Here is a 25,178-nt window from a genome sequence, read left to right as displayed (position 1 = left end):
TCAGCGCCCCAGATAGACTTCGATCACGCGCGGGTCGGCCTGCACGCGGCTCATCGGCCCCTCGGCCAGCACGGACCCTTCGTGCAGCACGGTGACCTTGCCGTCGCCGGCGATCTGGTTGACGAAGTCCATGTCGTGTTCCACCACCATCAGGGAATGGCGGCCCCGCAGTTCGTTCAAGAGTTCGCCGGTGCGTTCGGTTTCGGCGTCGGTCATGCCCGCCACGGGTTCGTCCAGCAGCAGCAGCTGCGGTTCCTGCATCAGCAGCATGCCGATCTCCAGCCACTGCTTCTGCCCGTGCGACAGCAGGCCCGCGGGGCGCCAGACCTCGGGCCGCAGCCGGATCAGGTCCAGTGTCTCGCCGATCCGGTCGGCCTGTTCGCTGGTCAGCCGCGAGAACAGGGTGGGGCGCACGCGCTTGTCCGTCTTCATGGCCAGCTCCAGGTTCTCGAACACGGTGTGCTGCTCGAACACCGTGGGGCGCTGGAACTTGCGGCCGATGCCGGCGTGCGCGATCTGCGCCTCGCTCAGCGTGGTCAGGTCGATGCTCTGGCCAAAATAGGCCGTGCCGGACGTGGGCCGGGTCTTGCCGGTGATCACGTCCATCATCGTGGTCTTGCCCGCGCCATTGGGACCGATGATGCAGCGCAGCTCGCCCACGCCGATGTCCAGCGTCAGGTCGTTCAGCGCCTTGAAGCCGTCGAAGCTGACCGTGATGCCTTCCAGGTACAGGATCGCGCCGTGGCTGGTGTCCAGGCCCTTGGGGCTGACGCGGCCGTAGCCGGCGTCGCCGCTGGGGCCGCCGTCCAGCATGGCCGATTCGGTGTGCGTGGTGGTCATGCCTTCTTCTCCTGGATGCGGGCCGCGATGCGGCGGGCAAGACCGACGATGCCGGTGGGCAGGAACAGGGTCACCAGCACGAAGATGAGACCCAGCGCGTACAACCAATATTCCGGCAGCACGCTGGTGAACCAGGTCTTCAGTCCGTTGACGGCGCCCGCGCCGATGATGGGACCGATCAGCGTGCCGCGTCCGCCCGTGGCCACCCAGATCACCATTTCGATGGAGTTCTCGGTGGACATTTCGCCCGGGTTGATGATGCCCACCTGCGGCACGTACAGCGCGCCCGCGATGCCGCACAGCACGGCCGACAGCGTCCACACGAACAGCTTGAAGCCCAGCGGGTCGTAGCCGATGAACCGCACGCGGCTCTCGGCGTCGCGCACGGCGGTCAGCACGCGCCCCAGCTTGCTTTGCGTGACCGCGCGCGCCAGGATCAGCGCGCCGGCCAGCGCGGCAAGCGTCACCCAGTAAAGCGTGGCGCGCGTGCCCGGCGCGGTGATGTCAAAGCCCAGGATGCGCTTGAAGTCGGTAAAGCCGTTGTTGCCGCCAAATCCCGTGTCGTTTCGAAAGAACAGCAGCATCGCGGCAAAGGTCAGCGCCTGCGTGATGATCGAGAAGTACACGCCCTTGATGCGCGAACGGAACGCAAAGTAGCCGAACACGAACGCCAGCACGCCGGGCACCAGCACCACCAGCAGCATCGCGTACCAGAAGTGCTCGGTGAAGGACCAATACCAGGGGTAGGTCTTCCAGTCCAGGAACACCATGAAGTCGGGCAGGTCGCTCTGGTAGACGCCGTCGCGGCCGATGGCGCGCATCAGGTACATGCCGTGCGCATAGCCGCCCAGCGCGAAGAACAGGCCATGACCCAGCGACAGAATGCCCGCATAGCCCCACACCAGGTCCAGCGCCAGCGCCGCCATGGCGTAGCACATGAACTTGCCCAGCAACGCCACGGCATAGGCCGACACGTGCAGCGTATGGCCCGGCGGAAACCACAGATTCATCAGCGGCAGGAGGGCCAGCAGGACAACACCCGCAGCCAGCGCGGCCCACACCCGGCTCGAGAAGAGCGGGCGGCGCGCCAGCAGGTTCAGGTCGGTCAGCGCGGTCTGTTTCATTCGACGCTCCGGCCCTTGGGGGCGAACAGGCCTTGCGGCCGCTTTTGGACGAACAGCACGATGAGCACCAGGATGGTGATCTTGGCCATGACAGCTCCCGCGTAAGGCTCCAGGAATTTATTCACGCCGCCCAGGCCCAGCGCGGCGATGACCGTGCCGGCCAGCTGGCCCACGCCGCCCAGCACCACCACCATGAACGAGTCCACGATGTAGCCGCGGCCCAGGTCGGGCCCCACGTTGCCCAGCTGCGAGAGCGCCACGCCCGCCAGCCCGGCGATGCCCGAGCCCAGGCCGAAGGCCAGCATGTCGATGCGGCCGGTCGGCACGCCCACGCAGTCAGCCATCCGCCGGTTCTGCGTGATGGCGCGCACAAAGAGGCCCAGCCGCGTGTGGTTCAAGAGCGCCCACACCAGAAAGACCACAAAGAATGCGAAGCCGATGATGACGATCCGGTTGTACGTCAGCACCAGCCCGCCCAGCACGGTCACGCCGCCCGACATCCAGCTGGGATTGCCGACCTCCACGTTCTGCGCGCCGAAGAGCGACCGCACGCCCTGCATCAGCATCAGACTGATGCCCCAGGTGGCCAGCAGCGTCTCCAGCGGACGGCCATACAGCCAGCGGATCACGGTGCGCTCCAGCGCCATGCCAACCAGCGCCGTCACGACGAACGCGAGCGGCAGTGCGGCCACCACATACCAGTCCAGCCAGCCCGGCAGCCACGCGCGAAAGAGCGTCTGCACCACATACGTCACGTAGGCGCCGATCATCAGCAGCTCGCCGTGCGCCATGTTGATGACGCCCATCAGGCCGAAGGTGATGGCAAGACCCAGCGCCGCCAGCAGCAGCACGCTGCCCAGGCTGACGCCGTAAAACAGATTGCCCGCCCATTCGATCGTGGCCAGGTGCCGGTCGATCTGCTTGACCGCGTTGGCCGCCGCCTCGCGCACGCCGGCATCGGGTTCTGCGTACGTGCCATCGCGCTCCTGCGTCAGGGCGGCCAGCGTGGGCCGGAACGCGGCGTTCTGGGTGTCGCCCAGCACTTGCACGGCGTGGCGGCGCTTGGCGGGGTCTTCGCTTTTCAGTTCCAGATTGGCCTGCGCGATCAGCAGCGCAGCGCGCACGGCCTCGTTCTTTTCCGCCGTCAGCGCCTTTTCCAGCATGGGCAGGCGCGCGGGGTCACCCGTCTGCTGCAGCCGCCGGGCCGCGGCGAGCCGTTCGTTGGCGTCGTCGGAGAACAGACGCGATCCCGCCAACGCGGCCTCGATGGCGCGGCGCAGGCGATTATTGATGGAAATCGTGCCCGCATCCGCAGGCAGGTCCACGGCCGTGCCCGTGGACGGATCGGTGGCGCGCGTGCCGCTCGTGCCGATCAGCACGCGGCCGTCGGCGGTGGCGTAGAGCTGGTCGCTACCCAGCGCCTGCAGCACCGCCGCGGCGCCCGGATCGGGCAGTTGGCCCAGCGCGGCAATCGCTTGCAGCCTGGCGTCGGTGTCGTCGCCGGCCAGCGGCGCAAGCAGGGCGGGGTCCACGCCGGCGGCGGCCGCGGGTGCGGCCAGCGCCGGCACGGCCAGCAGCCATGCCAGAAGGAAACGACGCAAGAAGTGTGCGATTGCCGCGATGCGCATGGCTGCCTTTTCCTTGATGTTGAGACTACAGGCCTTGCTTGCCTTCGTTGCCCGGGATGTACGGGCTCCACGGCTGGGCACGGATCGGGCCCTTGCTCTTCCAGACCACGCTGAACTGGCCGTCCGCCTTGATCTCACCGATGTAGACGGGCTTGTGCAGGTGGTGGTTGGTCTTGTCCATCTCGATGGTGTAGCCGTCCGGCGCGTTGAACTTCTGGCCGCCCATCGCCGCGATCACCTTGTCGACGTCGGTCGTCTTGGCCTGTTCGACGGCCTGCTTCCACATGTGGATGCCGATGTAGGTGGCTTCCATCGGATCGTTCGTCACGACGGTGTTGGCGTTGGGCAGGTTCTTGGCCTTGGCGTAGGCCTTCCACTTGGCAATGAACGCGTCGTTGACGGGGTTCTTGACGGACTGGAAGTAGTTCCAGGCGGCCAGGTGGCCGACCAGCGGCTTGGTGTCCACGCCGCGCAATTCCTCTTCGCCCACCGAGAACGCGACGACCGGCACATCGGTGGCCTTCAGCCCCGCGTTGCCCAGTTCCTTGTAGAAGGGCACGTTCGAGTCGCCGTTGATCGTGGAGATGACCGCGGTCTTGCCGCCGGTGGCGAACTTCTTGATGTTGGCGACGATGGTCTGGTAGTCGGAATGGCCGAACGGGGTGTAGACCTCGTCGATGTCGCTGTCCTTCACGCCCTTGGAATGCAGGAAGGCGCGCAGGATCTTGTTGGTGGTGCGGGGGTAGACGTAGTCGGTGCCCAGCAGCACGAAGCGCTTGGCGCCGCCGCCGTCTTCGCTCATCACGTATTCGACGGCGGGAATGGCTTGCTGGTTGGGCGCGGCGCCCGTGTAGAACACGTTCTTTTCCAGCTCTTCGCCTTCGTATTGCACGGGGTAGAACAGCAGGCCGTTCAGTTCCTTGAACACCGGCAGCACCGACTTGCGCGATACCGAGGTCCAGCAGCCGAAGACCACGGCCACCTTGTCCTGCGACAGGAGCTGGCGCGACTTCTCGGCGAACAGCGGCCAGTTCGACGCGGGGTCGACGACCACGGCTTCGAGCTTCTTGCCCATCACGCCGCCGTTGGCGTTGATCTCGTCGATGGTCATCAGGGCCACGTCCTTGAGCGACGTTTCCGAGATGGCCATGGTGCCCGAGAGCGAATGCAGGATGCCGACCTTGATGGTGTCCTCGGCGGCGTGAACCTGCGGCATCCATCCGGTCATGGCCAACAGGCTCACGGCGGTCAGTTGCTTAAGGGCTAGTCTGCGTTTCATGGTGACTCCTGGATGGAATAGGCCGGCCGGGCCGGCGAGAACGTTCAGAAAAAGCAGTCGCACAGGAGTCAAAAGCAAAACGTGTGCCAAGTGCTGGCAACGCTTCCCGCTGCTGTATGAAGGGGGTGGGTTTACGCGAAGGCGCGTGGCGGCCGGGGCGTGGCGCGCGTGCGTTCAGAACGGTGCCGTCTGCACAAAACCGGTGCGCGATGCGCCCGATCCCGGTGCGGCGCACGGGCCGATGCGGGGACCGGCATCGGCGGCTTGCGTGCGGTCTGGCCGCGCGTCAGAGGGAAAGCGCCACGCGCCGCCAACATGGCACGCAGATTGCTTGGGAATCCGTACTTGTATACAAGAAAGGATTCCAGCATGAATGCCGCAGCAACGCAGAAGCAACCCGCCGGTTGGACCATCGCGCAATGGCAGGCCGCCTATCGCGGCGGGGCGCAGCCCGAGGCGCTGTTGGCCAGCTACGCCGCCGAGCCCTGCGATAACACAGACAAGGACAACGCCTGGATCCGGCGCGTGGACCGCGTCCAGCTCGATGAGCAGCTCGACGGCCTGCGTCTCTTGCTGGCCGCGGCGGGCGGCGACATCTCGCGCCTGCCGCTGTATGGCGTGCCGTTTGCCATCAAGGACAACATCGATGCGGCGGGCTGGCCCACCACCGCGGCGTGCCCCGCGTTCGCCTACACGCCGCAAGAAGACGCGACCGTCGTGCGCCGCCTGCGCGCAGCCGGCGCCATCCTTATCGGCAAGACCAATCTGGACCAGTTTGCGACCGGCCTGGTGGGAACGCGCTCGCCGCACGGCGCCGTGGCCAACACGTTCAATCCCGATTACGTAAGCGGCGGCTCCAGTTCCGGCTCCGCGTCGGTGGTCGCGCGCGGCATCGCGGCGTTCTCGTTGGGCACGGATACGGCGGGCTCGGGCCGCGTGCCGGCGGGCTTCAACAATATCGTCGGGCTCAAGCCCACCAAGGGCTGGCTCAGCACCGCGGGCGTGGTGCCGGCATGCCGCACGCTGGACTGCGTGTCGATCTTCGCACTGACCGTGGACGACGCCGACAAGGTCGCGCAGGTGGCGGGCGGGTATGACGACGCCGATCCCTATTCGCGCAGCGTGCCGGCGGGCGCGGCGCGCCCGTGGCCCAAGGCGCCGCGGCTGGCCGTGCCGGCGTCGCTGGAATTCTTTGGCGACACGCAAGCCGCCGCCGTGTTCGACGACGCCGTGCGCGCGCTGCGCGCCGATGGCGCCCAGGTCGAAGCCATCGACTTCGCGCCGTTCAGCGAACTGGCGGCATTGCTGTACCAGGGACCGTGGGTGGCCGAGCGCTTTGCCGCGGTCCAGGCGTTGTGGAACGAGAACCCCGACGCCATCAATCCGGTCGTGCGCGGCATCGTCGAGCAGGCCGCGAACTACAGCGCGCTGGACGCGTTCAAGGCCGAGTACCGCCGCGCCGAGCTGACCCGCCAGATTCACCGCGCGCTCGAAGGCTTTGACGCGCTGGTCGTGCCGACCTCGCCTTCTATCTACACGATCGCCCAGCTGGAAGCGGACCCCGTCACGCTCAATTCCCGCCTGGGTGTCTATACCAACTTCGCCAACCTGGCCGACCTGTCCGCGCTGGCGGTGCCCGCCGGCATGCGCGCCGATGGCCTGCCCTCGGGCATCACGCTGATCGGATTGGCGTGGCAGGACCGCGCGCTGGCGCAGTTCGGCAGGCAATGGCAGGCGCGCCGCGGACTGCCGCTGGGCGCGACGGGCGCGCCGCTGCCCGCGCTGGCGGCCGATGGCGCGCCGTCCGCGGACACCGTGCGCGTCGCGGTGGTGGGCGCCCACCTGACCGGCATGCCGCTGAATCATCAGCTCACCTCGCGCCACGCGGTGTTCGTGGAGAAGACCTTAACGGCTGGAGACTACCGGCTCTTCGCGCTGGCCAACACCACGCCGCCCAAGCCGGGTCTGGTGAAGATGGACAGCGGCGCCGCCATCGAAGTCGAGCTGTGGGACGTGCCCGTGACGGCCTTTGGCGCGTTCGTGGCCGAGGTTCCCGCGCCGCTGGGCATCGGCACGCTGGAGCTGGCCGACGGGCGCCTGGTCAAGGGCTTCATCTGCGAACCGCGCGGCCTGGACGGGGCGCGGGACATCACCGAATTCGGCGGCTGGCGCGCCTACCTGGCCAGCCTGAACGCCGCCACCCGATAACCCGCCTCACCCCAGGGAGTCGCATCGTGTTCGATACCGTTCTGATTGCAAACCGCGGCGAGATCGCCGTCCGCGCCATCCGCACCCTCAAGCGGCTGGGCATCCGCAGCGTGGCCGTCTATTCCGATCCGGACCGCAATGCCGCGCATGTGCGCGAGGCCGACGTGGCCGTGGCGCTGGGCGGTGAGAAGGCCGCCGACAGCTACCTGCGCAAGGATCTGTTGCTGGAGGCGGCGCGCGCGCACGGCGCGCAGGCGATCTACCCCGGCTACGGCTTTCTGTCCGAGAGCGCCGACTTCGCCGAAGCCTGCGAGGCCGCCGGCATTGCCTTCGTCGGCCCCACGCCGCTGCAGATTCGCGAATTCGGCCTGAAGCACCGATCGCGCGAACTGGCGGCTGACGCGGGCGTGCCGATGACGCCGGGCACCGGTCTCTTGTCCAGCCTGGGCGAGGCGCTGTCGCAGGCCGAACGCATCGGCTATCCGGTCATGCTGAAAAGCACGGCGGGCGGCGGCGGCATCGGCTTGTCGCGCTGCGAGAACGAGGCGGAACTGACCGTTGCCTTCGACAGCGTGCAGCGCATGGGCGAACACTTCTTTCGCGACGGCGGTGCGTTCATCGAACGCTATGTGGACAACGCGCGGCATGTGGAGGTGCAGATCTTTGGCGACGGCGCGGGCCGCGTGCTGGCGCTGGGCGAACGCGACTGCTCGGTGCAGCGCCGCAACCAGAAGGTCATCGAGGAAACCCCGGCGCCGTTGCTGCCTGCCGCCACGCGCGCCGCGCTGCTGGATGCCGCCGTCAAGCTGGGTGAATCCGTGAACTACCGTTCGGCCGGCACGGTGGAGTTCATCTACGATCCGGCGCGCGACAGCTTCTACTTCCTTGAGGTCAATACGCGGCTGCAGGTCGAGCACCCGGTGACCGAGGCCGTGACCGGTCTGGACCTGGTGGAGTGCATGCTGCGCGTTGCCGCGGGCGAGCCGCTGGATTACGCCGCCATGTCGCGCGCCCCGCAAGGCGCGTCGATTGAAGTGCGCCTGTACGCCGAGGATCCGCTGCGCCAGTTCCAGCCATCGCCCGGCGTGCTGACCGACGTGTCGTTCCCGGACGGCGTGCGGGTCGATGGCTGGGTCGAGACCGGCACCGACGTGCCCGCGTTCTACGACCCGATGCTGGCCAAGCTGATCGTGCATGCGGAAACGCGCGAGGCCGCGCTGGACAAGCTGGCCGACGCGCTGGCGCGCACGCGCCTGCACGGCATTGCGACCAACCTGGATTACCTGCGCCAGATCGTGGCCGATGCGCGCTTTCGCGCCGGCCAGCTGTCCACGCGGTTTCTGGAAGGCTTTGCGTACCGCCCCGCGGCCATCGAGGTCCTGGAAGCCGGCACCTACACCAGCGTGCAGGACTATCCCGGCCGCGCGGGCTACTGGGACATCGGCGTGCCGCCCTCCGGTCCCATGGACGATTACGCGTTTCGCGTGGCCAACCGCATCGTCGGCAACGCGCCGGACGCAGCCGGCATCGAGACCACGCTGATCGGCCCGACGCTGCGCTTTCACGGCGATGCCGTCGTGGCGCTGACGGGCGCGGCGTGCGCGGCCACGCTGGATGGCGAGCCGGTGCCGATGTGGCAGCCCATCTTTGTCACTTCCGGACAGGTGCTGGCCACCGGCCGCGCGCTGTCCGGCTGCCGCAGCTACCTGGCGGTGCGCAACGGGCTGGACGTGCCGGTGTATTTGGGCAGCCGGTCCACCTTTGCGCTGGGCCAGTTTGGCGGCCATGCCGGCCGCACGCTGCGCGTGGGCGACATGCTGCCCGTCGTGCGTCCCGAACTGGCGGGCGCCACGGCCGCGCCGCCCGAGACGCTGCCGCAGGCCGCACCCGCCGCGCTGATCCCCGAATACGGCAACACCTGGGAGATCGGCGTGCTGTACGGCCCGCATGGCGCGCCCGACTTTTTTCAGCCCGACGCCATCGACGCCTTCTTTGCGGCCGACTGGGAGGTGCACTACAACTCCAATCGCCTGGGTGTCCGGCTGATCGGTCCCAAGCCCACGTGGGCGCGGGAAAACGGCGGCGAGGCCGGCCTGCATCCGTCCAACATCCACGATTGCGAATACGCAATTGGCAGCATCAATTTCACCGGCGACAGTCCCGTGATCCTGACGCGCGACGGCCCCAGCCTGGGCGGCTTCGTGTGTCCCGTCACCATCGCGCGTGCCGAGCTGTGGAAGGTGGGGCAGGTCAAGCCCGGCGACCGCATCCGCTTCGTGCGCATCGATTACCCGCAGGCCGTGGCACTGGAAGCCGCGCAGGACCGCCGCATCGCCGAACTGGCGCCCGCGGCGCCCGCCGCGACCGAGCCCGCACCCGTGCCGGCGACGGTCTCGGAGACCATCATCGCCGCGCTGCCCGCCGACGGGGCGCGCCCGTCGGTGTCGTACCGGCAAGCCGGCGACGGCTATCTGCTGCTGGAATACGGCGACAACGTGCTGGACCTGGCGCTGCGCATGCGCATCCACCTGCTGATGGAAGCGCTCAATGCGGATCCGGTTGACGGCGTGCTGGAGCTGTCGCCCGGCGTGCGCTCGCTGCAGATCCGCTACGACAGCCGCGTCATCCTGCAGGGCGCGCTGATTGCGAAGCTGCTGGAGATCGAACAAGGGCTGGCCGATGTGGCCACGCTGAAGGTGCCCACGCGCGTCGTGTACCTGCCGATGGCCTTCGAGGATTCCGCCACGCTGGGCGCGGTGCAGCGCTATCAGGAAACGGTGCGCGCCAGCGCGCCCTGGCTGCCGAACAACGTCGACTTCATCCAGCGCATCAACGGGCTGGACGCGCGCGACGAGGTGCGCCGCATTGTTTTTGACGCCAGCTATCTCATCATGGGCCTGGGCGACGTGTATCTGGGCGCGCCGTGCGCGGTGCCCATCGACCCGCGTCACCGCCTGCTGACGTCCAAGTACAACCCCGCGCGCACCTTCACCGCCGAAGGCACGGTGGGCATCGGCGGGGTGTACATGTGCATCTACGGCATGGATTCGCCCGGGGGCTATCAGCTTGTGGGCCGCACGCTGCCCATCTGGAACAAGTTCCTGAAGAACCCGGTATTCCAGGACGGCAAGCCGTGGCTGCTGCGGTTCTTCGATCAGGTGCGCTTCTATCCCGTCACCGAGGCGGAACTGGATGTCCTGCGCGAGGACTTCCGCGAAGGCCGCGCCACGGTCCGCATCGAGGAGGAAGTGTTCGACTTTGCCGCGCATCGGTGTTTCCTGGCCGAGCAGGCGGACAGCATCGCCGCCTTCCAGGCGCGTCAGAAGACGGCGTTCGATGCCGAAGTGGCGCTCTGGAAGACCGAGGACGTGGCGGCCGAACCGCCTGCCGCCGAACCCGAGGCCGAGACCGTGCTGCGCGACGGCGAGCGGCTGGTCAGCGCCGACATGTGCGGCAACATCTGGAAGATTCCGGTCCAGGTGGGGCAGAGCGTGTCGGCCGGCGACACGCTGGTGGTGGTCGAGGCCATGAAGATGGAGCTGTCCGTCATCGCGCCGGCGTCGGGCACGGTGTCCGCCATCCGCTGCGTGCCCGGCAAGCCCGTCAACGCGGGCGATCCGCTGGTCGTGATCACCGAAGACGCCACGTGCGTCGTGACCGGATGATGCGGCTGGAAGCCGTCCAGGCCGGGCCCGCCATCCGCCAGTCGCCGGCGCTTGCCGGCTCGCTGGCCGATCAGGTCTACCAGCGCATCAAGGATGACCTGTTCGGCTTTCGCATGCTGCCCGGCGAGCGCTTCACCGAGGCGGACCTGGTGGCGCGGCTGGGCGTGAGCCGCACGCCCGTGCGGCTGGGCCTGGCGCGGCTGGAACGCGAAGGCTTCGTGCTGGCCCGGCCGCGCAGCGGGTGGCAGGTGCGGCCGTTCGACTTCGAACGTTTCGAGGCGCTGTACGACGTGCGCGTGGTGCTGGAGCAGGCGGCGGTGGAAAAGCTGTGCGCCCGCGAGCACATGGATCCGGCCGGCATCCTGGGCGCGCTGACGGACGTCTGGCTGGTGCCGCCGCCGCAGCGCATCCTGGACGGCCGGCTGGTGGCGCAGCTGGATGAAGCCTTCCACTGCTCGCTGGTGGCCGCGGCAGGCAATCCGGAGATGGCGCAGATCCACCGCGACGTCACGGAAAAGATCCGCATCGTCAGGCGGCTGGACTTCACCAAGGACTTCCGCGTGGACGCCACGTACGACGAACACGCGGCCATCCTGCGGGCGATCCTGGCGCGCCGGGCAGAGGAGGCCGCGCGCATGCTGCGGTCCCACATCGAGATGAGCAAGGCCGAGGTGCGCAAGATCACGCTGCACATGCTGCACGAGGCGCGCGCCAGCGCGGGCTGAGCGGCAGCCCGCAGGTCACCGCTCGCCGCTCGCAGCGGGTGTGCCTAGCCCTGCAGCTGGCGGTAGACCTCTTGCGACACGCGCTGCAGCTCGTCGCGGCTGACGGCGCCAGAGAGGGCGTAGCCGAACTCGCCTTCGACCCAATAGAACACCCGCACGGGGCCTTCCTGCGTGAACTGGAAGGCAGTCTGTCCGCCGGCGGCTTCGCGGGTGACGTACAGCGTCAGGCGCTGGCCATCGGCCGCGCCATACATGAACTGCGCCACCGGACCGGCGCCGCCCGGCAGCAGCCGCCCGCCGATGAGTTCATAACCCGTTTTCGACAGCGACGGCGCACGCATCGGCGCGCCCATGCGCTTGGTCAGCCACGTCACCAGCGCCTTCTCGTTTTCGCCGCTGACCTCGACGGGCCGGCCCATGTCGGGCGCATACACCGCGTGGGCGATGGCGGCGCGCTGGGCATAGCCGCCTGCAGCCCGCTCCGGGCTGGCGGTGGCCAGCACCGTCTGCAGATGGCGCGCATCCAGGGCGCCGCGCAGCATCCAGGCCGCGCTGGCGCTGACCACGGCAACGGCCACGCTGGCCGCCAACGCGCGCCAGGGCCAGGTCCGTGCCGGCGCGCGCAGGGGCAAGCGCAAGGGAAGGGGTTCGTCCAGCACGGGGTCCAGCAGGGCGTGCAGCGCGCGGCGCTGCGCCTGCCATTCGTCCACCCGGATCTGGTCCTGCGGATGCGCGGCCAGGAATGCGGCCACTTCCGCGCGGCGCGTGGCGGACAACTGGCCGTCGGCATAGCCATGCAGGTCGGCTTCCGTGATGGGCGTGCCCGCGGCGGGAACCGGATGGAGGCGTTTGTCGGTCATGGCATTTCACGCGGGGAGGGAACAGGCCGCAGCCGTCTGGCGGGTTCGCGGCCCTGCATCAGCGCGCCGAGCTTTTCGCGGGCGCGCGAGAGCCGCGACATGACGGTGCCGATCGGCACCGACAGGATGCGTGCGGTCTCCTGGTAGGACAGGTCTTCGACGGCGATCAGCAAGAGGACCTCGCGCTGCTCCGCCGGCAGGGCAAGCAGGCAGCGGTCCAGGTCCCGCACATCGAGCTGGTCGGTCTGGGTGGCGCGCACTGGCGCATCGGGCAGGTCGCCGGGCGCCGTCTGGTCGCTACGCCGGCCCGCAGCGCGCACGCCGTCGATGAAATGGTTGTGCATGATGCCGAACATCCAGGCACGCAGCTCGCCGCGCTTCTGCCAGCGGGAATAGCGGCTCCATGCGCGCTCCAGCGTGTCCTGCACCAGATCGTCGGCGCGATCCGGGTCGCCCGTCAGCCCGCGCGCATAGCGGCGCAGGCTGGGGATGCAGGCCAGGATCTGGGCTTCGTCTTCGGCGCGCATGGGCTGATCAGGCAGGTGTCCGGATCAGGGTTTGACGACGTGCCAGATTTCCTTGAAGTTGTCGCCAGTCTTGTCGCCCGGCTTGGTGTCCTTGGCGAACAGATACAGCGGCTTGCCCTTGAAGGCCCATTGCTTGCTGCCGTCGTCGCGGGTGATAACCGTCAGGTCGCCCATCGGCTTGGCGTCGGCGGCGGCCATGGCGGGCGGCCAGGCCTTCGCGCATGCGTCGACGCAGACGCTCTTGCCCGCGGAGTCCTTGTCGAAGGTGTACAGCGTCATGCCGGCGCTATTGACCAGGATGCCGTCCTGGGTCTTGACGGCCTGGGCGTGGGCGCCGGCCGAGAACAGGGCGGCGCAGGCGAGAGCCAGGGCCGCGGCGGTGTGTTTGCGCATGGTGTGCCTCGTAGGTGGGGAGGATTGTGGGGGACTGCCCTCTACGGACGCCGGCCGGCGCAGCTTTATTCCGCGGTCCGGAAAAAAAATGTGCCGCAAAGGGCTCAACCACCCGGCCGGACGGCGCCGGGGTCATACCGCATTTCATGTTCCAGCTCGGTCTCCATGACAGGGGTAAAGCCCAACGCCTCGTACAGCCGCCGGGCGGGATTGCCTTTCAGGACGCTCAACGTGACGGGCGCCCCTTCCTGGTCCGCGCGGTCCAGCACGCCGGCCACCAGCCGGCGGCCCAGCCCCTGGCCCTGAAAATCCGGATCGATCTGGATCTGCACGATGCGCCAGCCGGCGGCATCGCGGTAATGCTTGAACAGCCCCGCGGGCCGCCCGCCCAGCCAGACGATCAGGGCGTCATCGAAGTGGTACTGGATGCGCGCCAGGTGCGCGGCATCGTCCAGCGACACGCCTGCACGCTCCAGATGTTCCGTCATGGTGCGCTTGCGCAGGGCCAGCAGGAACGGCACGTCGTCTTCGGTGGCGGGCTGGAGCGCTAGATCGGGAGGCAGGTTCATGTTGCGATGCGGAAAGGACCGTGGAAACGCGCGCGCCGCCGGATGGCGGAGCGGGGTGTCTGAGGTTATAGATCGGAAGTGGGGGGGACGCTAGTGCCTACCCCTTCAACATCCCCAACGGCTCCGGCCCGAAGTGCCGCAGGTTCGGAAACACCGTCCGCAGATCGTCCCGGCTGGCGCCGAACCAGGCGCCCAAATCCGCGCCCAGCTGATCCACTGCTGTCGTGGGCAGCAGGCGGCCGTTGTCCACGAACCCTGGGCCGTTCAGTGCGATTTCCGGGTGGGCGCCGTAGCAGCGCCCGCCCTTGACCGCGCCGCCCAGCACGAAGTGGTGCCCGCCCCAGCCGTGGTCCGAGCCGTTGCCGTTGGATCCCAGCGTGCGGCCGAACTCGGAGGCGGTGAAGGTGGTGACCTGATCGGCCACGCCCATGTCCGACAGGGCGTTCTGGAATGCCGCCAGCGCCTGGCCCAGTTCCTTCAGCAAGGCCGGGTGCGTATCGGACAGGCCAGTGTGGTTGTCATAGCCGTTCTGCGAGACGAAGAACACCTGCCGCCGCGCGCCCAGCGTGTCGCGGGCCGCGATGATGCGCGCCACGATGCGCAACTGCTGCGCGAGCGGCGACGAAAAGTCGCCGGGCACGGCGACGTCGGCCAAGGCGGCGCGTAGGCGCGTGTCGGCTGAGATGGACTGGGCGGCAATGCGCGACATCTCGCGTTCCATCAGGTGTTCGCGCGGCTCGGTGATCAGTTCGCGCAGCAGGGCGGTGCAGGCGCTGGAGCCATACATATCGCGGTGCAGCAGGTCGATCTGCGTGGAACCATTGATGCCCACGCGATAGCCCGCCACCTTGCGGCCGGCCAGCAGCACCGTGCTGCCGCCCGCCGTGATGCCGGTGAAGGTGCGGTGTGCGTTCGCGCCCGCGAAAAGATCGGTCAGCCGGCCCGCCCAGCCCGAGGACGCGCCCTCGGGCGCCAGCGCCTGCCAGACCGACTGCTGGTCGTTGTGCGAGAACAGCTTGGGCGGCAGCGGCACGCGCGCGCCGATGTATTCGGCCTTGGTGGTGGGCACGATCAGCGGACCGACGTTCAACAGCGCGGCCAGCTCGCCGCGTTCGTACAGCGGGGCCAGCGGCGCCAGCGCGGGGGCCAGGGCGAACTGCATGCCGCCCTGCGTGTCCGCCTTGCCGCGCAGCACGGTGGCGCGCAGCGCGTCGCGCGCGAGCGCGATGTCGCCGCGCGCGGCGGCGTAGGCGCGATACGACGACGGATCGTAGGGGACGAGCGTGTTGTACGGATCGTTGCCGCCGTACAGGAAGACGCAGACCAGCGCCTTGTATGCGGGCGGGGCGGATTGCGCCGCGGCGGCGCCGATCGCGGCCAGGTTCAGCGCCAGCGGAGCGGCGCCGCGGGTGGCGCCCAGCGCCATGGCGCGCAGGAGAAAGTTGCGGCGGTCGAGGCCTTGGCGGTCTGTCATTTCTGCACCAGGTATTCCGGGGTGGCGGCCACCAGCATGATGGCGGCGCGGACCCGGTCGCGCGGGCGGTCCGGCGGCAACGTGGCCACGGCCTTGGCGATGGCGGCCGCGGTGCGCGCGCTGAAGGCGTCGCCCGCCAGCAGCAGCACCACGCGCGCCACCAGCGCCTCCGGGTCCTTGGCCAGCGCGAGCTCGGGCGTGTAGGCGGTCTGCAGGTCCTCCCAACCGCGGTCCACGTAAATGGCCAGGAAATTCAAATAGCCCGCGATGCTGGTCTCGTCGGTGATCTGCAGCTCCGGCGCAACCAGGTGGCGGCGCGCAAGCTCGGTGACGGGCGGCACGTAGCGGGGCCGGAAGAAGTTGAACACCGACGGCGACCGCATCGGGCTCTGCGCCAGCCGGATCGTGTTGTCGGTGGTGTCGGGCATGGCCCATTCGCCGTTGGTCGAATCCGCCCCGAAGGCGCGGGCCCATCCCGAAAAGCGCAGGATCGGTTCGCGCACCTTGCCCCAATAGGGCGAGCTCAGGTCCGGCTGGCGCGCCTCCGGGTCCAGCAGGATCGCGCGCACCACGGCCTTCAGGTTGCCGCGCTGGCCCTTCCCGTCGTCATTGAACACGGCTGACACGCGGCCCACGTACGCCGGACTGGGATTGCTGGTCACCATGCGCTGGATGAGCTGCATGCCGATGAAGGGCCCCACGTTGGGATGGGCGCTGATGACCTCCATGGCGCGCTTGAGCGACAGGTGGCCATCCGTGCCGGGCGGGATGACCGCGCCCAGGAAGCGCTTCTCCGACATCGAGTGCAGCGCGTTGTTCAGCGCCATGGGGCGGCGGTGAAACTCCACGTCTGTTTCCGGGCCGTTGATATCCCAGCCCGTGAAGACCTTGGCTAGCCCCTGCACGTCGGCATTGGTGTAGGTTTCCACGGGCGCGCCGTTGACGAGCTTGACCGTGCCGTCCTGCTCCAGCGCCAGCAGGCCGATGCTGAACAGCTGCATCACCTCGCGCGCGTAATTTTCGTCGGGATGGCGGCCTGTCCTGGGGTCTTCCTTGCGGTTGCCGCGATAGGTCAGCATGCAGCCCATCGACAGGTTCTGCGTCACCGCGGTCAGCAGGTCCTGGTAATTGCCCAGGGCGTGCTTGGCCAGCAGATCCATGAAACCGGCCGCGCCGAAGAGCGGCCACGACGCCGTGATGGCGGACACGCCGACGACGAAGATCTCCGACAGCGAAAACGCGACCCGCGTGCGTACCTGATCGGGCGCGCTGATGAACTTGCGCCACAGCGTGGATTCCAGCGGCGCATTGATGCCGTTGCCCTTGAAAGCCTCGGTGTTGCGGTTCGTCTGGAGCAGCCAGTCGAAATGCGTCTGCGATGGCGGCATGTCGAGCTGGGCGTCCAGCCAGGCGGCATAGCCGACCCGCACGACGGCGTCGATGTCGGCCGGCGTGGGGCCGAAGGTGGCCTGCGCCAGAAAGCGCGAAGCCTGGCCGGGAGTCGGGGGGGCGGACTGCGGCGCAGCCGCTGACGATGTAGCGGACATGCGCCAAACACCTCGTCGAATGTGAAAACCTACGGTACTAAAAGCCCGCCGGGGCCTTCAATACCGTCATTCGGACGAGGGACTACGCCAAACGCATGAGGCCGGCGATCCCGCGCGCGTCACACGGAGCGCGTGATGCCGCCGTCGATGCGGATGTTCTGGCCGGTGATGTAGGACGATGCGCTCGACGCCAGGAACGCGATCAGGTCCGCCACTTCCTGCGCCGTACCGTAGCGGCCCATCGGGATGCGCACGCGGCGGTCTTCCTTTTCGGGCAGGCTGTCGATGAAGCCCGGGAGCACGTTGTTCATGCGCACGTTGTACTGCGCGTACTCGTCCGTGAACACCTTGGTGAAGGCGGCCAGCCCGGCGCGGAACACGCCCGACGTCGGAAACAGCGCTTCCGGCTCGAAGGTGGCATAGGTGGAGATATTGACGATGGCGCCGGATTGCTGCTGCTTCATCACCGGCGCCACCAGGCGCGTGATGCGCACCACGTTCAGCAGGTAGAACTCCATGCCCAGGTGCCAGTCGTCGTCGCTCAGTTCCAGCAGCGGGCCCTTGGGGCCGTGGCCGGCGCTATTGACCACCGCGTCGACGCGGCCCCACTTTTGCAGGGTGGCGTCCACCAGGCGCGACAGGTCTTCCGGCGAGCGGTTCGACCCGGTGACGCCCAGGCCGCCCAGTTCCTGCGCCAGCGCCGCGCCCTTGCCGGACGACGACAGGATGGCCACGCGGTATCCGTCCGCCGCCAGCTTGCGCGCCGCCGCCGCACCCATGCCGCTGCCGGCCGCCGTGAGGATCGCCACTTTTTCCGTGCTCATGCTCGCTCCAGTCTGGAATTCGGGATCGGCCATTGTAGGGGCGGGCAGGTGCTGCGCGCAGCACCTGCGCGGGGGCGCGTCTACGGTTTGGCGGCCACGCGCCAGACGACATTGCCAACGTCGTCCGCCACCAGCAGGCCGCCCTGCTTGTCGATCGCCACGCCCACCGGCCGGCCCTGCGCCTGGCCGTTCTCGTCCAGAAAGCCGGTGAGTACGTCCCTGGCCGGCCCGCCGGGCTGGTTCTGATCGAAGGGCACGAAGATCACCTTGTAGCCGCTGCGCGGATCGCGGTTCCACGAGCCGTGCTGGCCCACGAACATGCCGTGGTCATAGGGCTCGGGCAACGTGGTCCCGCCCGACCACGCCAGGCCGAGCGATGCGGTGTGCGGGCCCAGCGCGTAATCGGGCACGATGGCCTGCGCGACGAGATCGGGCCGCGGCGGCTGCACGCGCGTATCGACGTGCTGGCCGAAGTAGCTGTACGGCCAGCCATAGAAGCCGCCGTCGCGCACCGAGGTCATGTAGTCCGGCACGAGGTCGCTGCCCAGCTCGTCGCGCTCGTTGACGGCCGTCCACAGCGTCTTGCCGTCCGGCGCCCAGGCCATGCCGACCGGATTGCGCAGCCCCGTGGCGTACAGCCGCTTTTGCAAGCTGGCCACGTCCAGCTCCCAGATGGCGGCGCGGCCTTCCTCGATGTCCATGCCGTTCTCGCCCACGTTGCTGTTGGACCCCACGGACACATACAGGCGGGAACCGTCCGGGCTGGCGATGAGGTTCTTGGTCCAGTGGTGGTTCAGGCCGGCGGGCAGGTCGGTGACCTTGACGGCCGGCGCCGTGCTGCGCGTCTGGCCCGGTTCGAAGGGAAAGCGCACGACGGCGTCGGCATTCGCCACGTACAGCTGGTTGCCGACGAGCGCCATGCCGAACGGCGAATTCAATCCTTCCAGCAGCGTCGTGCGCGTTTCCGCCACGCCGTCGTGATCGGCGTCGCGCAGCAGCGTGATGCGGTTGGCGCTGTCGGTCTTGGCGCCCGCGCGTTTCATCACCAGGCCGGCGGCCCATTGCTTGATGCCGCCCGGCGCGTCTTCGGGCTTGGGCGGCGCGTTGGTCTCGGCGACCAGCACGTCGCCATTGGGCAGCACGTACAGCCAGCGCGGATGATCCAGCCCGGCGGCGAACGCCGTCACGGTCAGGCCGTCCGCGGGCTGCGGCTGCGCGCCCGGCTTCCAGCCCACGGCCTTGGCCGTGTTCACCGTGGGAATGAGCGTGGTGTTGGGGGGCGGCAGCTGAGGCGCGGGCCCCATGCCGGCTTCGACGGGCAGCTTGGCGACCTCGCCGCAGGCGCTGAGCAACGTCAGCGCCAGGGCGGCCGCCAGCGCGAAACGCAGGTTGACCATGATGGGGACTCCAGGGCTTGCAAGTCGCCCCATCATACCCAGGCGGGCTTACTTCACCAGCGTGACCGGCACCTGCGCCAGCTGCACCACCTGATTGGCCACCGAGCCGATCAGGATGTTGGTCAGCTTGCCGTTGCCGCGCGTGCCCATGACGATGCGGGCGCAGCGGTGGTCCTGCGCATAGCCGGCGATTTCGGCGGGCGCGTTGCCAAAGATCACGTGGCTGACGTAGTCCACGCCGGCCGTGTCCAGCAGCTTGCGCGCGGCTTCGGTGGCTTCGCGGCCTTCGCGGGCGTAAAAATCGTCGATCATGTCCTGCGTGATCAGGCGCGACAACCCGGCGCGCCCGCGCGGCGGCGTCTGGATGTTGATGAGGTGGATGCGCGCGGATGTTGCGCCCTGCGCCAGGCGGCGGGCATAGTCGACGGCGCGGTCCGCGTTGTCGGAGCCGTCGACGGGAACGAGAATGTTCAGCATGGAGGCTCCTTACTTGACCAGCGTGACGGGCAGTTCGGTCAGGGACAGCACGCCCGTGGCGACCGACCCCATGAAAAGCGCCGACACCGAACCCAGGCCGCGCGTCCCCATGAAGATCTCGTGGGCGCCGGTTTCATCGGCCACGCGCGTAATGGTCTCGGCAGCCGCGCCGGCCTCGATGTGTACGTCGAACGGCACGCCGGCCTGCGTCAGCAGCGCGCTGGCGGCCTGCACGGCGGCCTCGCCTTCCTCGTGGTGATAGGCATCGATCTCTTCCTGCGACAGGCCGCTGCCGAACGCGCCGGCCTTCAAGGGCATCTGGACCGTCAGCAGGTCCACGCGTTCGACCGGGTCGTAGCGGCGCGCATCGAGCAGCGCCTTGACCGCGTTCAGGGAAGTTTCCGAACCATCGACGGGAATCAGGATGCGTTTCATGGCGTCTCCTTGCGGGCCGTGGGGGCGTGCGTTCCACTGTATCTCACATTCGCCCCGCCGGCGCCTCCCGGCGCTGCGGCAGATCAAGCGGGGCGCAGTCCCCGCCACGCGTCGGGCACCGTGCCGGCCGGCATGGGCGTACCCAGCAGGCGGCTTGCCAGCTGCGCCAGCGCGTCGGCGTCGCCCGTGGTCTGCAACTGCAGGGCGCCCGGACCTTGGGTCGCCAGCAGGCCGCGTTCATGCAGCTGGTGGCGCAGCCAGCGCGCCACCGGGGCGCCCGTCTCCAAGAGCGGCACGCCGGGGCCGGCGGCGTCCTGGATCACGTCGCGCAGGAAGGGAAAGTGCGTGCAGCCCAACACCAGGACGTCCGCCCCGGCCTCGCGCAGTTCGGCGACCGGCCCGCGCACGGCCTCGGCGGCTTCGGGGCCCGAGAGCACGCCTTGCTCGACCAGCCGCACCCATTGCGGGCAGGGCCGCAGCACGATGCGAACCTCGGGCGCCTCGCGTTGTACCAGCGCGGCGAACTTGGGGCTGGCCAGCGTCCCGGTCGTGGCGAAGACGCCCACCACGCCCGTGTGCGTCAGGTGCGCGGCGGGCTTGATGGCCGGTTCGACGCCGATGATGATGAGCGCCGGATGGCGCTGGCGCAGCAGCGCGATGGCCGCGGCCGTGGCGGTGTTGCAGGCCACCACCATGGCGCGGGCGCGCTGCGACACGAAGTAGTCGGCGATGGCGCAGGCGCGTTGCTCGACGAAGGCCTGGGTCTTTTCCCCGTAGGGCACATGGGCGGAGTCCGCGACGTAGCGCAGCGGCTCGTGGGGCAGCAGGTCGCGGATGGCCCGGACGACGCTCAGCCCGCCGACGCCGGAGTCGTACACGCCGATGGGAGATTCGGAAAGCATGGAAAGCCGTGGGTCATTGCAGGATGCGGTGGCGGCAAGTGTAGCGCCGGGGCAGGGGTGGCCAAAGGGGCGGACCATAGGCGGCCCCGCGTCAGGGGCTCTCGCCCGCCCCGGGTTCGTCGCGCTGGCGCCGCGCTTCGTCGATCAGCTTGCGGGCGGCGCCGGACAGGGGCGCGTCGCGCCAGATCAGGTTCAGCGGCGCGCGCAGCGTCGCCGGATGGGTGACGCTGACATACACCACGCCCTCGATGTTCACGCGTCGCAGCGACGCGGGCACCAGCGACACGCCCAGTCCCGCGGCGACGAAACTCAGGGTGGACAGCATGCGTGGCGCTTCCTGCGTGACGCGGGGGCTGAAACCTTCGGCGCGGCATGCGCTGATGATGGCGTCGTACAGCCCCGGGCCGCTGTGACGCCGGTACAGGATCAGCGATTCGTCCGCCAGCTCCGACAGCGAGATGCGCTTGCGCGCGCGGCCCCTGACGGCCGGGTGGTCGGCCGGAAAGGCCGCCAGCATGGCTTCCTCGAGCACGGTTTCCATTTGCACGCCGGGGTCCGCGCCATGCGCGCCGCGGATGAACGCGACATCGATGCGCCCCTCGGCGACCGCCTCGCGCAGCTCGCCCGTGCTGCTTTCTTCGAGCACCAGATGCACGTGCGGCGCGCTTTCGCGGAAACGCCGGATGACCGACGGCACGAACGGATGAAACGCCGCCGAGCCCGTGAATCCCACCGTCAAGCGGCCCGCCTCGCCCTGCGACACGCGCCGCACGCCGTCCACGGCCTGGTCCACCAGGGCGATGATGTTGCGCGCGTCTTCCAGCAGCGCGCGCCCGCTTTCGGTGAGCTCCATGCCGCGCGGCAGCCGGTGAAAGAGCGTCACGCCCAGCTCCGCCTCCAGCACGCGGATCTGCTGGCTGAGCGGCGGCTGGCGGATGCCCAGCCGGGCCGCCGCCTTGGTCAGATGGGATTCCTCGGCGACGGCCAGGAAGTACCGCAACAGCCGCAAATCAACGCTTGCCATATTCTGTAGATATGAGTATTTGACGAGTCATATATTAGACATTATCTGACGCGAGGAGTAGCCTGCAATCTCGTGATCCACCCCTGGCGCGTTCCCCGCGCCAGCTCCCTTAGCCGGTTCCGCGCCGGCCACAACAATGACGAACGCAGCACTCTCCACCGACGAGGCCGATTTACGGCCTCCCCCCACTTGCGGCCAGCTGTTCCACGGTTTTCTGATGCTGGGCCTGACCGCCTTCGGCGGCGCCTTGCCCCTGGCGCGGCGCATGGTCGTCGAAAAGCACCGCTGGCTGACCGGCGCCGAGTTCACCGAACTGCTGGGCCTGTGCCAATTCCTGCCGGGCGGCAACATCATCAACCTGTCCGTCGCCCTGGGCATGAAATTCCGCGGCCCGCGCGGCGCGTTCGCCGCGCTGATGGGCCTGATCCTCGCGCCGTCCATCATCGTCGTCATGCTAGGCATGGTCTATGACCGTTTCCAGAACGATCCCGACATCCAGCATCTGTTCGCCGGCCTGGCGGCGGCCGCCGCCGGGCTGCTGATCTCCATGGCGGTCAAGATCGGCATGCCGGTCGTCAAGCGCCGCGACTGGCTTGCGGGTGTGGTCGCCACCGCCTGTTTCATCGCCATCGCCGTCCTGCGCATTCCGCTTCTGCCCACGATGCTGGTGCTGACGCCGCTCAGCATCCTGATGGTCTGGAGGCAACGCCGATGATCCATACCCTTGTCGCCCTTGTCCTCATTTTTTCCGAACTGTCCGTGCTGGCCTTCGGCGGAGGCAACACCATCCTGCCCGAGATGCAGCGCCAGGTCGTCGAGGTCCACGGCTGGATGACGGCCGCCGACTTCTCCGCGCTCTTTGCGCTGGGCCAGGCTGCGCCGGGGCCCAACCTGATGGTCGTCACGCTGGTCGGCTGGCACGTCGCCGGCCTGCCGGGCCTGCTGGCCACGACCATCGCCAAGTTCGGCCCGTCGTCGCTCATCACCGTCTTCGCGCTGGGCCTCTGGGAAAAATTCAAGGACCGCCCGTGGCGCGGCGTCATCCAGGCGGGCATCTTCCCCATGACCGTGGGGCTGGTCGCCGCCAGCGCCTCGCTCATCACCGAGGCGTCCGTGCACACCTGGCTGCTGGGCGCGATCACCGCCGTCGTCGCCATCCTGGGTAGCGGCACGCGCATACATCCGCTGTGGCTGCTGTTCGGCGGCGCGCTGGCCGGTTTGCTGGGTATCGGTTAGCGTAGGGACCTATCGCGGGACTGCCACGGGCAACACGCCCCGGCCCCGCGGCGCAGACAGGAGCCCGCCATGCAGCCGCTCAAAGATGACAGCGCCGGAAACGCCTCGAATGCCGACCGGCTGCCGTTCTTCCATGCCCATCGCCGGCTGATGCTGTGCGCCGGCCTGCTGCTCGCGGTCGCGGGCGGGCTGTACGCAGCCGGCCTGCCGCCCAGTCTAGCCATCCTGCTGGGCTTTGACGCCGGGGCGCTGATCTTCCTGATCCTGACCGCCCGTGTGTTCGGACGCACCAGCGCCGCCGCCATGCGCCGGCACGCCCGCCAGCACGACGTCGGGCGCGGCGGCGTCCTCTGGAGCAGCGTCGCGCTGTCCTGCATGGTGCTGGTCGCGTTGTGGGTGGAAATGCGCGCGCAAAACAATGTGGGCGCGGTGCTCGACATGCTGGCCGCGGCGGTGACCATCGTGCTGTCGTGGCTCTACATGAACATGATCTTCGCGCTGCACTATGCCCACGGGTACTACGGCCATGAGAACGCCATGCACAAGGGCCTGGATTTTCCGGGCACGGACGAGCCCGACTACTGGGACTTCGCGTATTTCTCGCTGGTGCTGGGCATGACCTTCCAGGTGTCGGACGTGCAGATCGTCAACCGCCGGCTTCGCCGCATGGCGATGACGCACGGCGTCATCGCGTTCTTCTTCAACGTGTTCATCATCGCGATCAGCGTGAACGTGGCGGCGGGGCGGGCGTAGGATCGAGGGGTGCTGCGTCCTGCCCCGGAATCTGGCGGCGCTTATCCCACACAAACGCCGCGGCCTGCGCCATCGCGGCCACCAGTCCAATTGCCCAAATTGCACCGGCGCCAAGGATGGCGGCGCCCAGCCCGCTGCCCACCGAAAAGCCGAAATACATCGTCGACGTATTCAACGCCAGTGCAACCGGCGCCTGTCCCGGGGCCCCCGCGCCGATAAGGCGTGCCATCTGCGCGGGAAAGAATGACCAGACTGTGAAGCCCCACAGGAACACGGCGATCAACACGGGGGCTCGCGCGGCGGACGCAGGCAGCGCCGTTGCCAGCGACAATCCCAGGAACGCCAGTCCCAGCATGGTCAGCGACACCTGTACCACGCGATTTGCGCCCAGCCTGTCGGTCAGCGCACCGCCCGTTGTCACGCCGAGCGCGGCCGCCACGCCCCAGAGCGATATCGTCGCGCTGATGGCGGCGTCTCGAAATCCCAGCACGCTTGCCAAGTACGGTGCGAGGAACGGGTATGCAGTGAACGCGCCAATCGCCCAGAAAAGGCTGACCGACAGCAATCGCAGTATCGACGGTTGGCGCACGACTGCAAGACGCTGCCGAAACGTTGCGACCGCAATACCTGTTCCTGCATCGGCGGCGATGCCCACCCCGATGCCGGCGATGGCCACCAGGCTCATCACCGCGACGATGGAGAATGTGGCGCGCCAGCCCAGAAAGTGACCGGCCACCGCGCCCAGCGGCAGGCCTAGCGCAATGGCCAACGTCATGCCGGCGCTGACGATGGCCAGCGCCTTGCCCCGCCTTTCAGGCGCTACGATTACGCCGGCCAGCGCATTTGCGCCGGGCACGTACAAGCCAGCTGCCACCGCCATGACGACCCGCGCCGTCATCAGCGTCCAGAAGGTGGGCGACCAGGCAGCAAGCACGTTGCCCAGAGCGAACAATCCCATGGCGAGCTGCAGGGCCGCGCGGCGATTCCAACGTGCGGTCAGGACGGTTATGATGGGCGAGCTGACCGCCAGCGTCAGCGTGAACACCACGATGAGCGACGCCATCTGCGGGACCGTCATACGGAAATCCGCCGCCATCGTCGGCAAAAGCGGTGCAATCATGAAACCTTCCGTGCCGATGGCGAAGGTGCCGAGCGCCAGAAAGCCGGCCGGCAGCAGTTCTGCGCTGCGGCTCGCTGCCGCGGCTGTGCCCGCCGGCCCGGAGCTTGCGATATCCAATTTTGTTGTCATGGGATCTTTCCAGAGGGGGCGGCGCCCACGGGGGCGCCGCGT

At 68.4% G+C, this 25,178-nt stretch carries 23 protein-coding genes; 6 read left to right on the top strand and 17 right to left on the bottom strand.

Going from position 1 to position 25,178, the window contains the following annotated elements:
- The 4 genes from urtD to urtA are packed head-to-tail and all read right to left on the bottom strand — an operon-like array spanning position 1 to position 4,871.
- Positions 1-840, bottom strand: coding sequence for an urea ABC transporter ATP-binding protein UrtD (gene urtD / locus QEP15_RS19885; protein WP_062838708.1), 840 nt, complete (start codon positions 838-840; stop codon positions 1-3).
- On the bottom strand, positions 837-1,964 hold the full coding sequence (gene urtC, locus QEP15_RS19880; protein WP_217618362.1) for an urea ABC transporter permease subunit UrtC: 1,128 nt from the start codon (positions 1,962-1,964) through the stop codon (positions 837-839). Before urtC ends, urtD begins: the two co-directional genes overlap by 4 nt.
- A complete protein-coding gene (urtB, locus tag QEP15_RS19875; RefSeq protein WP_280147915.1) occupies positions 1,961-3,592 on the bottom strand; it encodes an urea ABC transporter permease subunit UrtB in 1,632 nt (543 codons plus the stop codon). Before urtB ends, urtC begins: the two co-directional genes overlap by 4 nt.
- Before the next feature lie 25 nt (positions 3,593-3,617).
- Positions 3,618-4,871, bottom strand: coding sequence for an urea ABC transporter substrate-binding protein (gene urtA, locus QEP15_RS19870; protein ID WP_217618360.1), 1,254 nt, complete (start codon positions 4,869-4,871; stop codon positions 3,618-3,620).
- A 369-nt stretch (positions 4,872-5,240) separates the two neighbouring features.
- Between urtA and atzF the strand changes: the two genes are divergently transcribed.
- From atzF to QEP15_RS19855, 3 genes are read left to right on the top strand one after another with little or no spacing between them, the layout of a single operon-like run.
- Positions 5,241-7,079 carry an allophanate hydrolase gene (atzF, locus tag QEP15_RS19865; protein WP_280147914.1) on the top strand — a complete coding sequence of 613 codons (1,839 nt, stop codon included), beginning with the start codon at positions 5,241-5,243 and terminating at the stop codon, positions 7,077-7,079.
- A 26-nt stretch (positions 7,080-7,105) separates the two neighbouring features.
- Positions 7,106-10,744 carry an urea carboxylase gene (gene uca, locus QEP15_RS19860; protein ID WP_280147913.1) on the top strand — a complete coding sequence of 1,213 codons (3,639 nt, stop codon included), beginning with the start codon at positions 7,106-7,108 and terminating at the stop codon, positions 10,742-10,744.
- The gene (locus QEP15_RS19855) at positions 10,741-11,469 is read left to right on the top strand and encodes a GntR family transcriptional regulator (RefSeq protein ID WP_280148933.1); all 729 of its coding nucleotides are present in this window, start codon (positions 10,741-10,743) and stop codon (positions 11,467-11,469) included. Before uca ends, QEP15_RS19855 begins: the two co-directional genes overlap by 4 nt.
- Positions 11,470-11,513: 44 nt before the next feature.
- Here QEP15_RS19855 and QEP15_RS19850 read toward each other — a convergent pair whose 3' ends face one another.
- The 12 genes from QEP15_RS19850 to QEP15_RS19795 form a co-directional block, all read right to left on the bottom strand.
- Positions 11,514-12,329 (bottom strand): anti-sigma factor family protein, encoded by an 816-nt coding sequence (locus QEP15_RS19850; protein WP_175155149.1) that lies wholly within the window; start codon positions 12,327-12,329, stop codon positions 11,514-11,516.
- Positions 12,326-12,856: an RNA polymerase sigma factor gene (locus tag QEP15_RS19845; protein WP_280147912.1), complete on the bottom strand. Its 531-nt coding sequence runs from the start codon at positions 12,854-12,856 to the stop codon at positions 12,326-12,328. Before QEP15_RS19845 ends, QEP15_RS19850 begins: the two co-directional genes overlap by 4 nt.
- A 24-nt stretch (positions 12,857-12,880) precedes the next feature.
- Positions 12,881-13,249 carry a COG4315 family predicted lipoprotein gene (locus QEP15_RS19840; RefSeq protein WP_056326478.1) on the bottom strand — a complete coding sequence of 123 codons (369 nt, stop codon included), beginning with the start codon at positions 13,247-13,249 and terminating at the stop codon, positions 12,881-12,883.
- A gap of 104 nt (positions 13,250-13,353) precedes the next feature.
- The gene (locus tag QEP15_RS19835; RefSeq protein WP_152382343.1) at positions 13,354-13,818 is read right to left on the bottom strand and encodes a GNAT family N-acetyltransferase; all 465 of its coding nucleotides are present in this window, start codon (positions 13,816-13,818) and stop codon (positions 13,354-13,356) included.
- A 97-nt stretch (positions 13,819-13,915) separates the two neighbouring features.
- Positions 13,916-15,292, bottom strand: a complete 1,377-nt coding sequence (locus QEP15_RS19830; RefSeq protein ID WP_280147911.1) for a DUF1501 domain-containing protein — start codon at positions 15,290-15,292, stop codon at positions 13,916-13,918.
- Positions 15,289-16,839 carry a DUF1800 domain-containing protein gene (locus tag QEP15_RS19825; protein ID WP_280147910.1) on the bottom strand — a complete coding sequence of 517 codons (1,551 nt, stop codon included), beginning with the start codon at positions 16,837-16,839 and terminating at the stop codon, positions 15,289-15,291. Before QEP15_RS19825 ends, QEP15_RS19830 begins: the two co-directional genes overlap by 4 nt.
- A 119-nt stretch (positions 16,840-16,958) precedes the next feature.
- On the bottom strand, positions 16,959-17,663 hold the full coding sequence (locus QEP15_RS19820) for an SDR family oxidoreductase (RefSeq protein WP_062838720.1): 705 nt from the start codon (positions 17,661-17,663) through the stop codon (positions 16,959-16,961).
- An 80-nt stretch (positions 17,664-17,743) separates the two neighbouring features.
- Positions 17,744-19,060, bottom strand: a complete 1,317-nt coding sequence (locus QEP15_RS19815; RefSeq protein ID WP_280147909.1) for a PQQ-dependent sugar dehydrogenase — start codon at positions 19,058-19,060, stop codon at positions 17,744-17,746.
- Positions 19,061-19,108: 48 nt separating this feature from the next.
- Positions 19,109-19,537: a universal stress protein gene (locus tag QEP15_RS19810; protein WP_142053724.1), complete on the bottom strand. Its 429-nt coding sequence runs from the start codon at positions 19,535-19,537 to the stop codon at positions 19,109-19,111.
- 9 nt (positions 19,538-19,546) lie between these two features.
- Entirely contained in the window at positions 19,547-19,972 is a 426-nt protein-coding gene (locus QEP15_RS19805; protein ID WP_152382338.1) for a universal stress protein, read from the bottom strand.
- An 83-nt stretch (positions 19,973-20,055) separates the two neighbouring features.
- On the bottom strand, positions 20,056-20,874 hold the full coding sequence (gene murI / locus QEP15_RS19800) for a glutamate racemase (RefSeq protein ID WP_152382337.1): 819 nt from the start codon (positions 20,872-20,874) through the stop codon (positions 20,056-20,058).
- 91 nt (positions 20,875-20,965) lie between these two features.
- Positions 20,966-21,898, bottom strand: a complete 933-nt coding sequence (locus tag QEP15_RS19795) for a LysR family transcriptional regulator (RefSeq protein ID WP_152382336.1) — start codon at positions 21,896-21,898, stop codon at positions 20,966-20,968.
- Positions 21,899-22,034: 136 nt separating this feature from the next.
- Between QEP15_RS19795 and QEP15_RS19790 the strand changes: the two genes are divergently transcribed.
- The 3 genes from QEP15_RS19790 (at position 22,035) to QEP15_RS19780 (ending at position 23,887) form a co-directional block, all read left to right on the top strand.
- Positions 22,035-22,613 carry a chromate transporter gene (locus QEP15_RS19790; RefSeq protein ID WP_152382335.1) on the top strand — a complete coding sequence of 193 codons (579 nt, stop codon included), beginning with the start codon at positions 22,035-22,037 and terminating at the stop codon, positions 22,611-22,613.
- A complete protein-coding gene (locus tag QEP15_RS19785; protein ID WP_056326514.1) occupies positions 22,610-23,134 on the top strand; it encodes a chromate transporter in 525 nt (174 codons plus the stop codon). Before QEP15_RS19790 ends, QEP15_RS19785 begins: the two co-directional genes overlap by 4 nt.
- Before the next feature lie 69 nt (positions 23,135-23,203).
- Positions 23,204-23,887, top strand: coding sequence for a DUF1345 domain-containing protein (locus QEP15_RS19780; RefSeq protein WP_152382334.1), 684 nt, complete (start codon positions 23,204-23,206; stop codon positions 23,885-23,887).
- On the opposite strand, the gene QEP15_RS19775 is transcribed toward QEP15_RS19780, so the two are convergent.
- Positions 23,856-25,136 carry an MFS transporter gene (locus QEP15_RS19775; RefSeq protein WP_280147908.1) on the bottom strand — a complete coding sequence of 427 codons (1,281 nt, stop codon included), beginning with the start codon at positions 25,134-25,136 and terminating at the stop codon, positions 23,856-23,858. The genes QEP15_RS19780 and QEP15_RS19775 overlap by 32 nt on opposite strands.
- Positions 25,137-25,178: the final 42 nt, after the last annotated feature.

Source organism: Achromobacter mucicolens (assembly GCF_029866465.1).
Classification (GTDB): domain Bacteria; phylum Pseudomonadota; class Gammaproteobacteria; order Burkholderiales; family Burkholderiaceae_B; genus Achromobacter; species Achromobacter mucicolens.
Note: the sequence above shows the minus strand (reverse complement) of the source record. Positions and strands in the feature narration are given on the sequence as shown.

What these genes read in the sequence shown, in the direction of transcription:
- QEP15_RS19835 (WP_152382343.1), bottom strand. Translation starts at nt 13,818, where the DNA reads ATGAACCTGCCTCCCGATCTAGCGCTCCAGCCCGCCACCGAAGACGAC.
- urtC (WP_217618362.1), bottom strand. Translation starts at nt 1,964, where the DNA reads ATGAAACAGACCGCGCTGACCGACCTGAACCTGCTGGCGCGCCGCCCG.
- murI (WP_152382337.1), bottom strand. Translation starts at nt 20,874, where the DNA reads ATGCTTTCCGAATCTCCCATCGGCGTGTACGACTCCGGCGTCGGCGGG.
- QEP15_RS19845 (WP_280147912.1), bottom strand. Translation starts at nt 12,856, where the DNA reads ATGCGCGCCGAAGACGAAGCCCAGATCCTGGCCTGCATCCCCAGCCTG.
- QEP15_RS19775 (WP_280147908.1), bottom strand. Translation starts at nt 25,136, where the DNA reads ATGACAACAAAATTGGATATCGCAAGCTCCGGGCCGGCGGGCACAGCC.
- QEP15_RS19795 (WP_152382336.1), bottom strand. Translation starts at nt 21,898, where the DNA reads ATGGCAAGCGTTGATTTGCGGCTGTTGCGGTACTTCCTGGCCGTCGCC.
- QEP15_RS19830 (WP_280147911.1), bottom strand. Translation starts at nt 15,292, where the DNA reads ATGACAGACCGCCAAGGCCTCGACCGCCGCAACTTTCTCCTGCGCGCC.
- QEP15_RS19815 (WP_280147909.1), bottom strand. Translation starts at nt 19,060, where the DNA reads ATGGTCAACCTGCGTTTCGCGCTGGCGGCCGCCCTGGCGCTGACGTTG.
- QEP15_RS19805 (WP_152382338.1), bottom strand. Translation starts at nt 19,972, where the DNA reads ATGAAACGCATCCTGATTCCCGTCGATGGTTCGGAAACTTCCCTGAAC.
- QEP15_RS19790 (WP_152382335.1), top strand. Translation starts at nt 22,035, where the DNA reads ATGACGAACGCAGCACTCTCCACCGACGAGGCCGATTTACGGCCTCCC.
- QEP15_RS19780 (WP_152382334.1), top strand. Translation starts at nt 23,204, where the DNA reads ATGCAGCCGCTCAAAGATGACAGCGCCGGAAACGCCTCGAATGCCGAC.
- QEP15_RS19785 (WP_056326514.1), top strand. Translation starts at nt 22,610, where the DNA reads ATGATCCATACCCTTGTCGCCCTTGTCCTCATTTTTTCCGAACTGTCC.
- QEP15_RS19840 (WP_056326478.1), bottom strand. Translation starts at nt 13,249, where the DNA reads ATGCGCAAACACACCGCCGCGGCCCTGGCTCTCGCCTGCGCCGCCCTG.
- urtD (WP_062838708.1), bottom strand. Translation starts at nt 840, where the DNA reads ATGACCACCACGCACACCGAATCGGCCATGCTGGACGGCGGCCCCAGC.
- QEP15_RS19855 (WP_280148933.1), top strand. Translation starts at nt 10,741, where the DNA reads ATGATGCGGCTGGAAGCCGTCCAGGCCGGGCCCGCCATCCGCCAGTCG.
- QEP15_RS19810 (WP_142053724.1), bottom strand. Translation starts at nt 19,537, where the DNA reads ATGCTGAACATTCTCGTTCCCGTCGACGGCTCCGACAACGCGGACCGC.
- QEP15_RS19820 (WP_062838720.1), bottom strand. Translation starts at nt 17,663, where the DNA reads ATGAGCACGGAAAAAGTGGCGATCCTCACGGCGGCCGGCAGCGGCATG.
- urtB (WP_280147915.1), bottom strand. Translation starts at nt 3,592, where the DNA reads ATGCGCATCGCGGCAATCGCACACTTCTTGCGTCGTTTCCTTCTGGCA.
- QEP15_RS19850 (WP_175155149.1), bottom strand. Translation starts at nt 12,329, where the DNA reads ATGACCGACAAACGCCTCCATCCGGTTCCCGCCGCGGGCACGCCCATC.
- atzF (WP_280147914.1), top strand. Translation starts at nt 5,241, where the DNA reads ATGAATGCCGCAGCAACGCAGAAGCAACCCGCCGGTTGGACCATCGCG.
- QEP15_RS19825 (WP_280147910.1), bottom strand. Translation starts at nt 16,839, where the DNA reads ATGTCCGCTACATCGTCAGCGGCTGCGCCGCAGTCCGCCCCCCCGACT.
- urtA (WP_217618360.1), bottom strand. Translation starts at nt 4,871, where the DNA reads ATGAAACGCAGACTAGCCCTTAAGCAACTGACCGCCGTGAGCCTGTTG.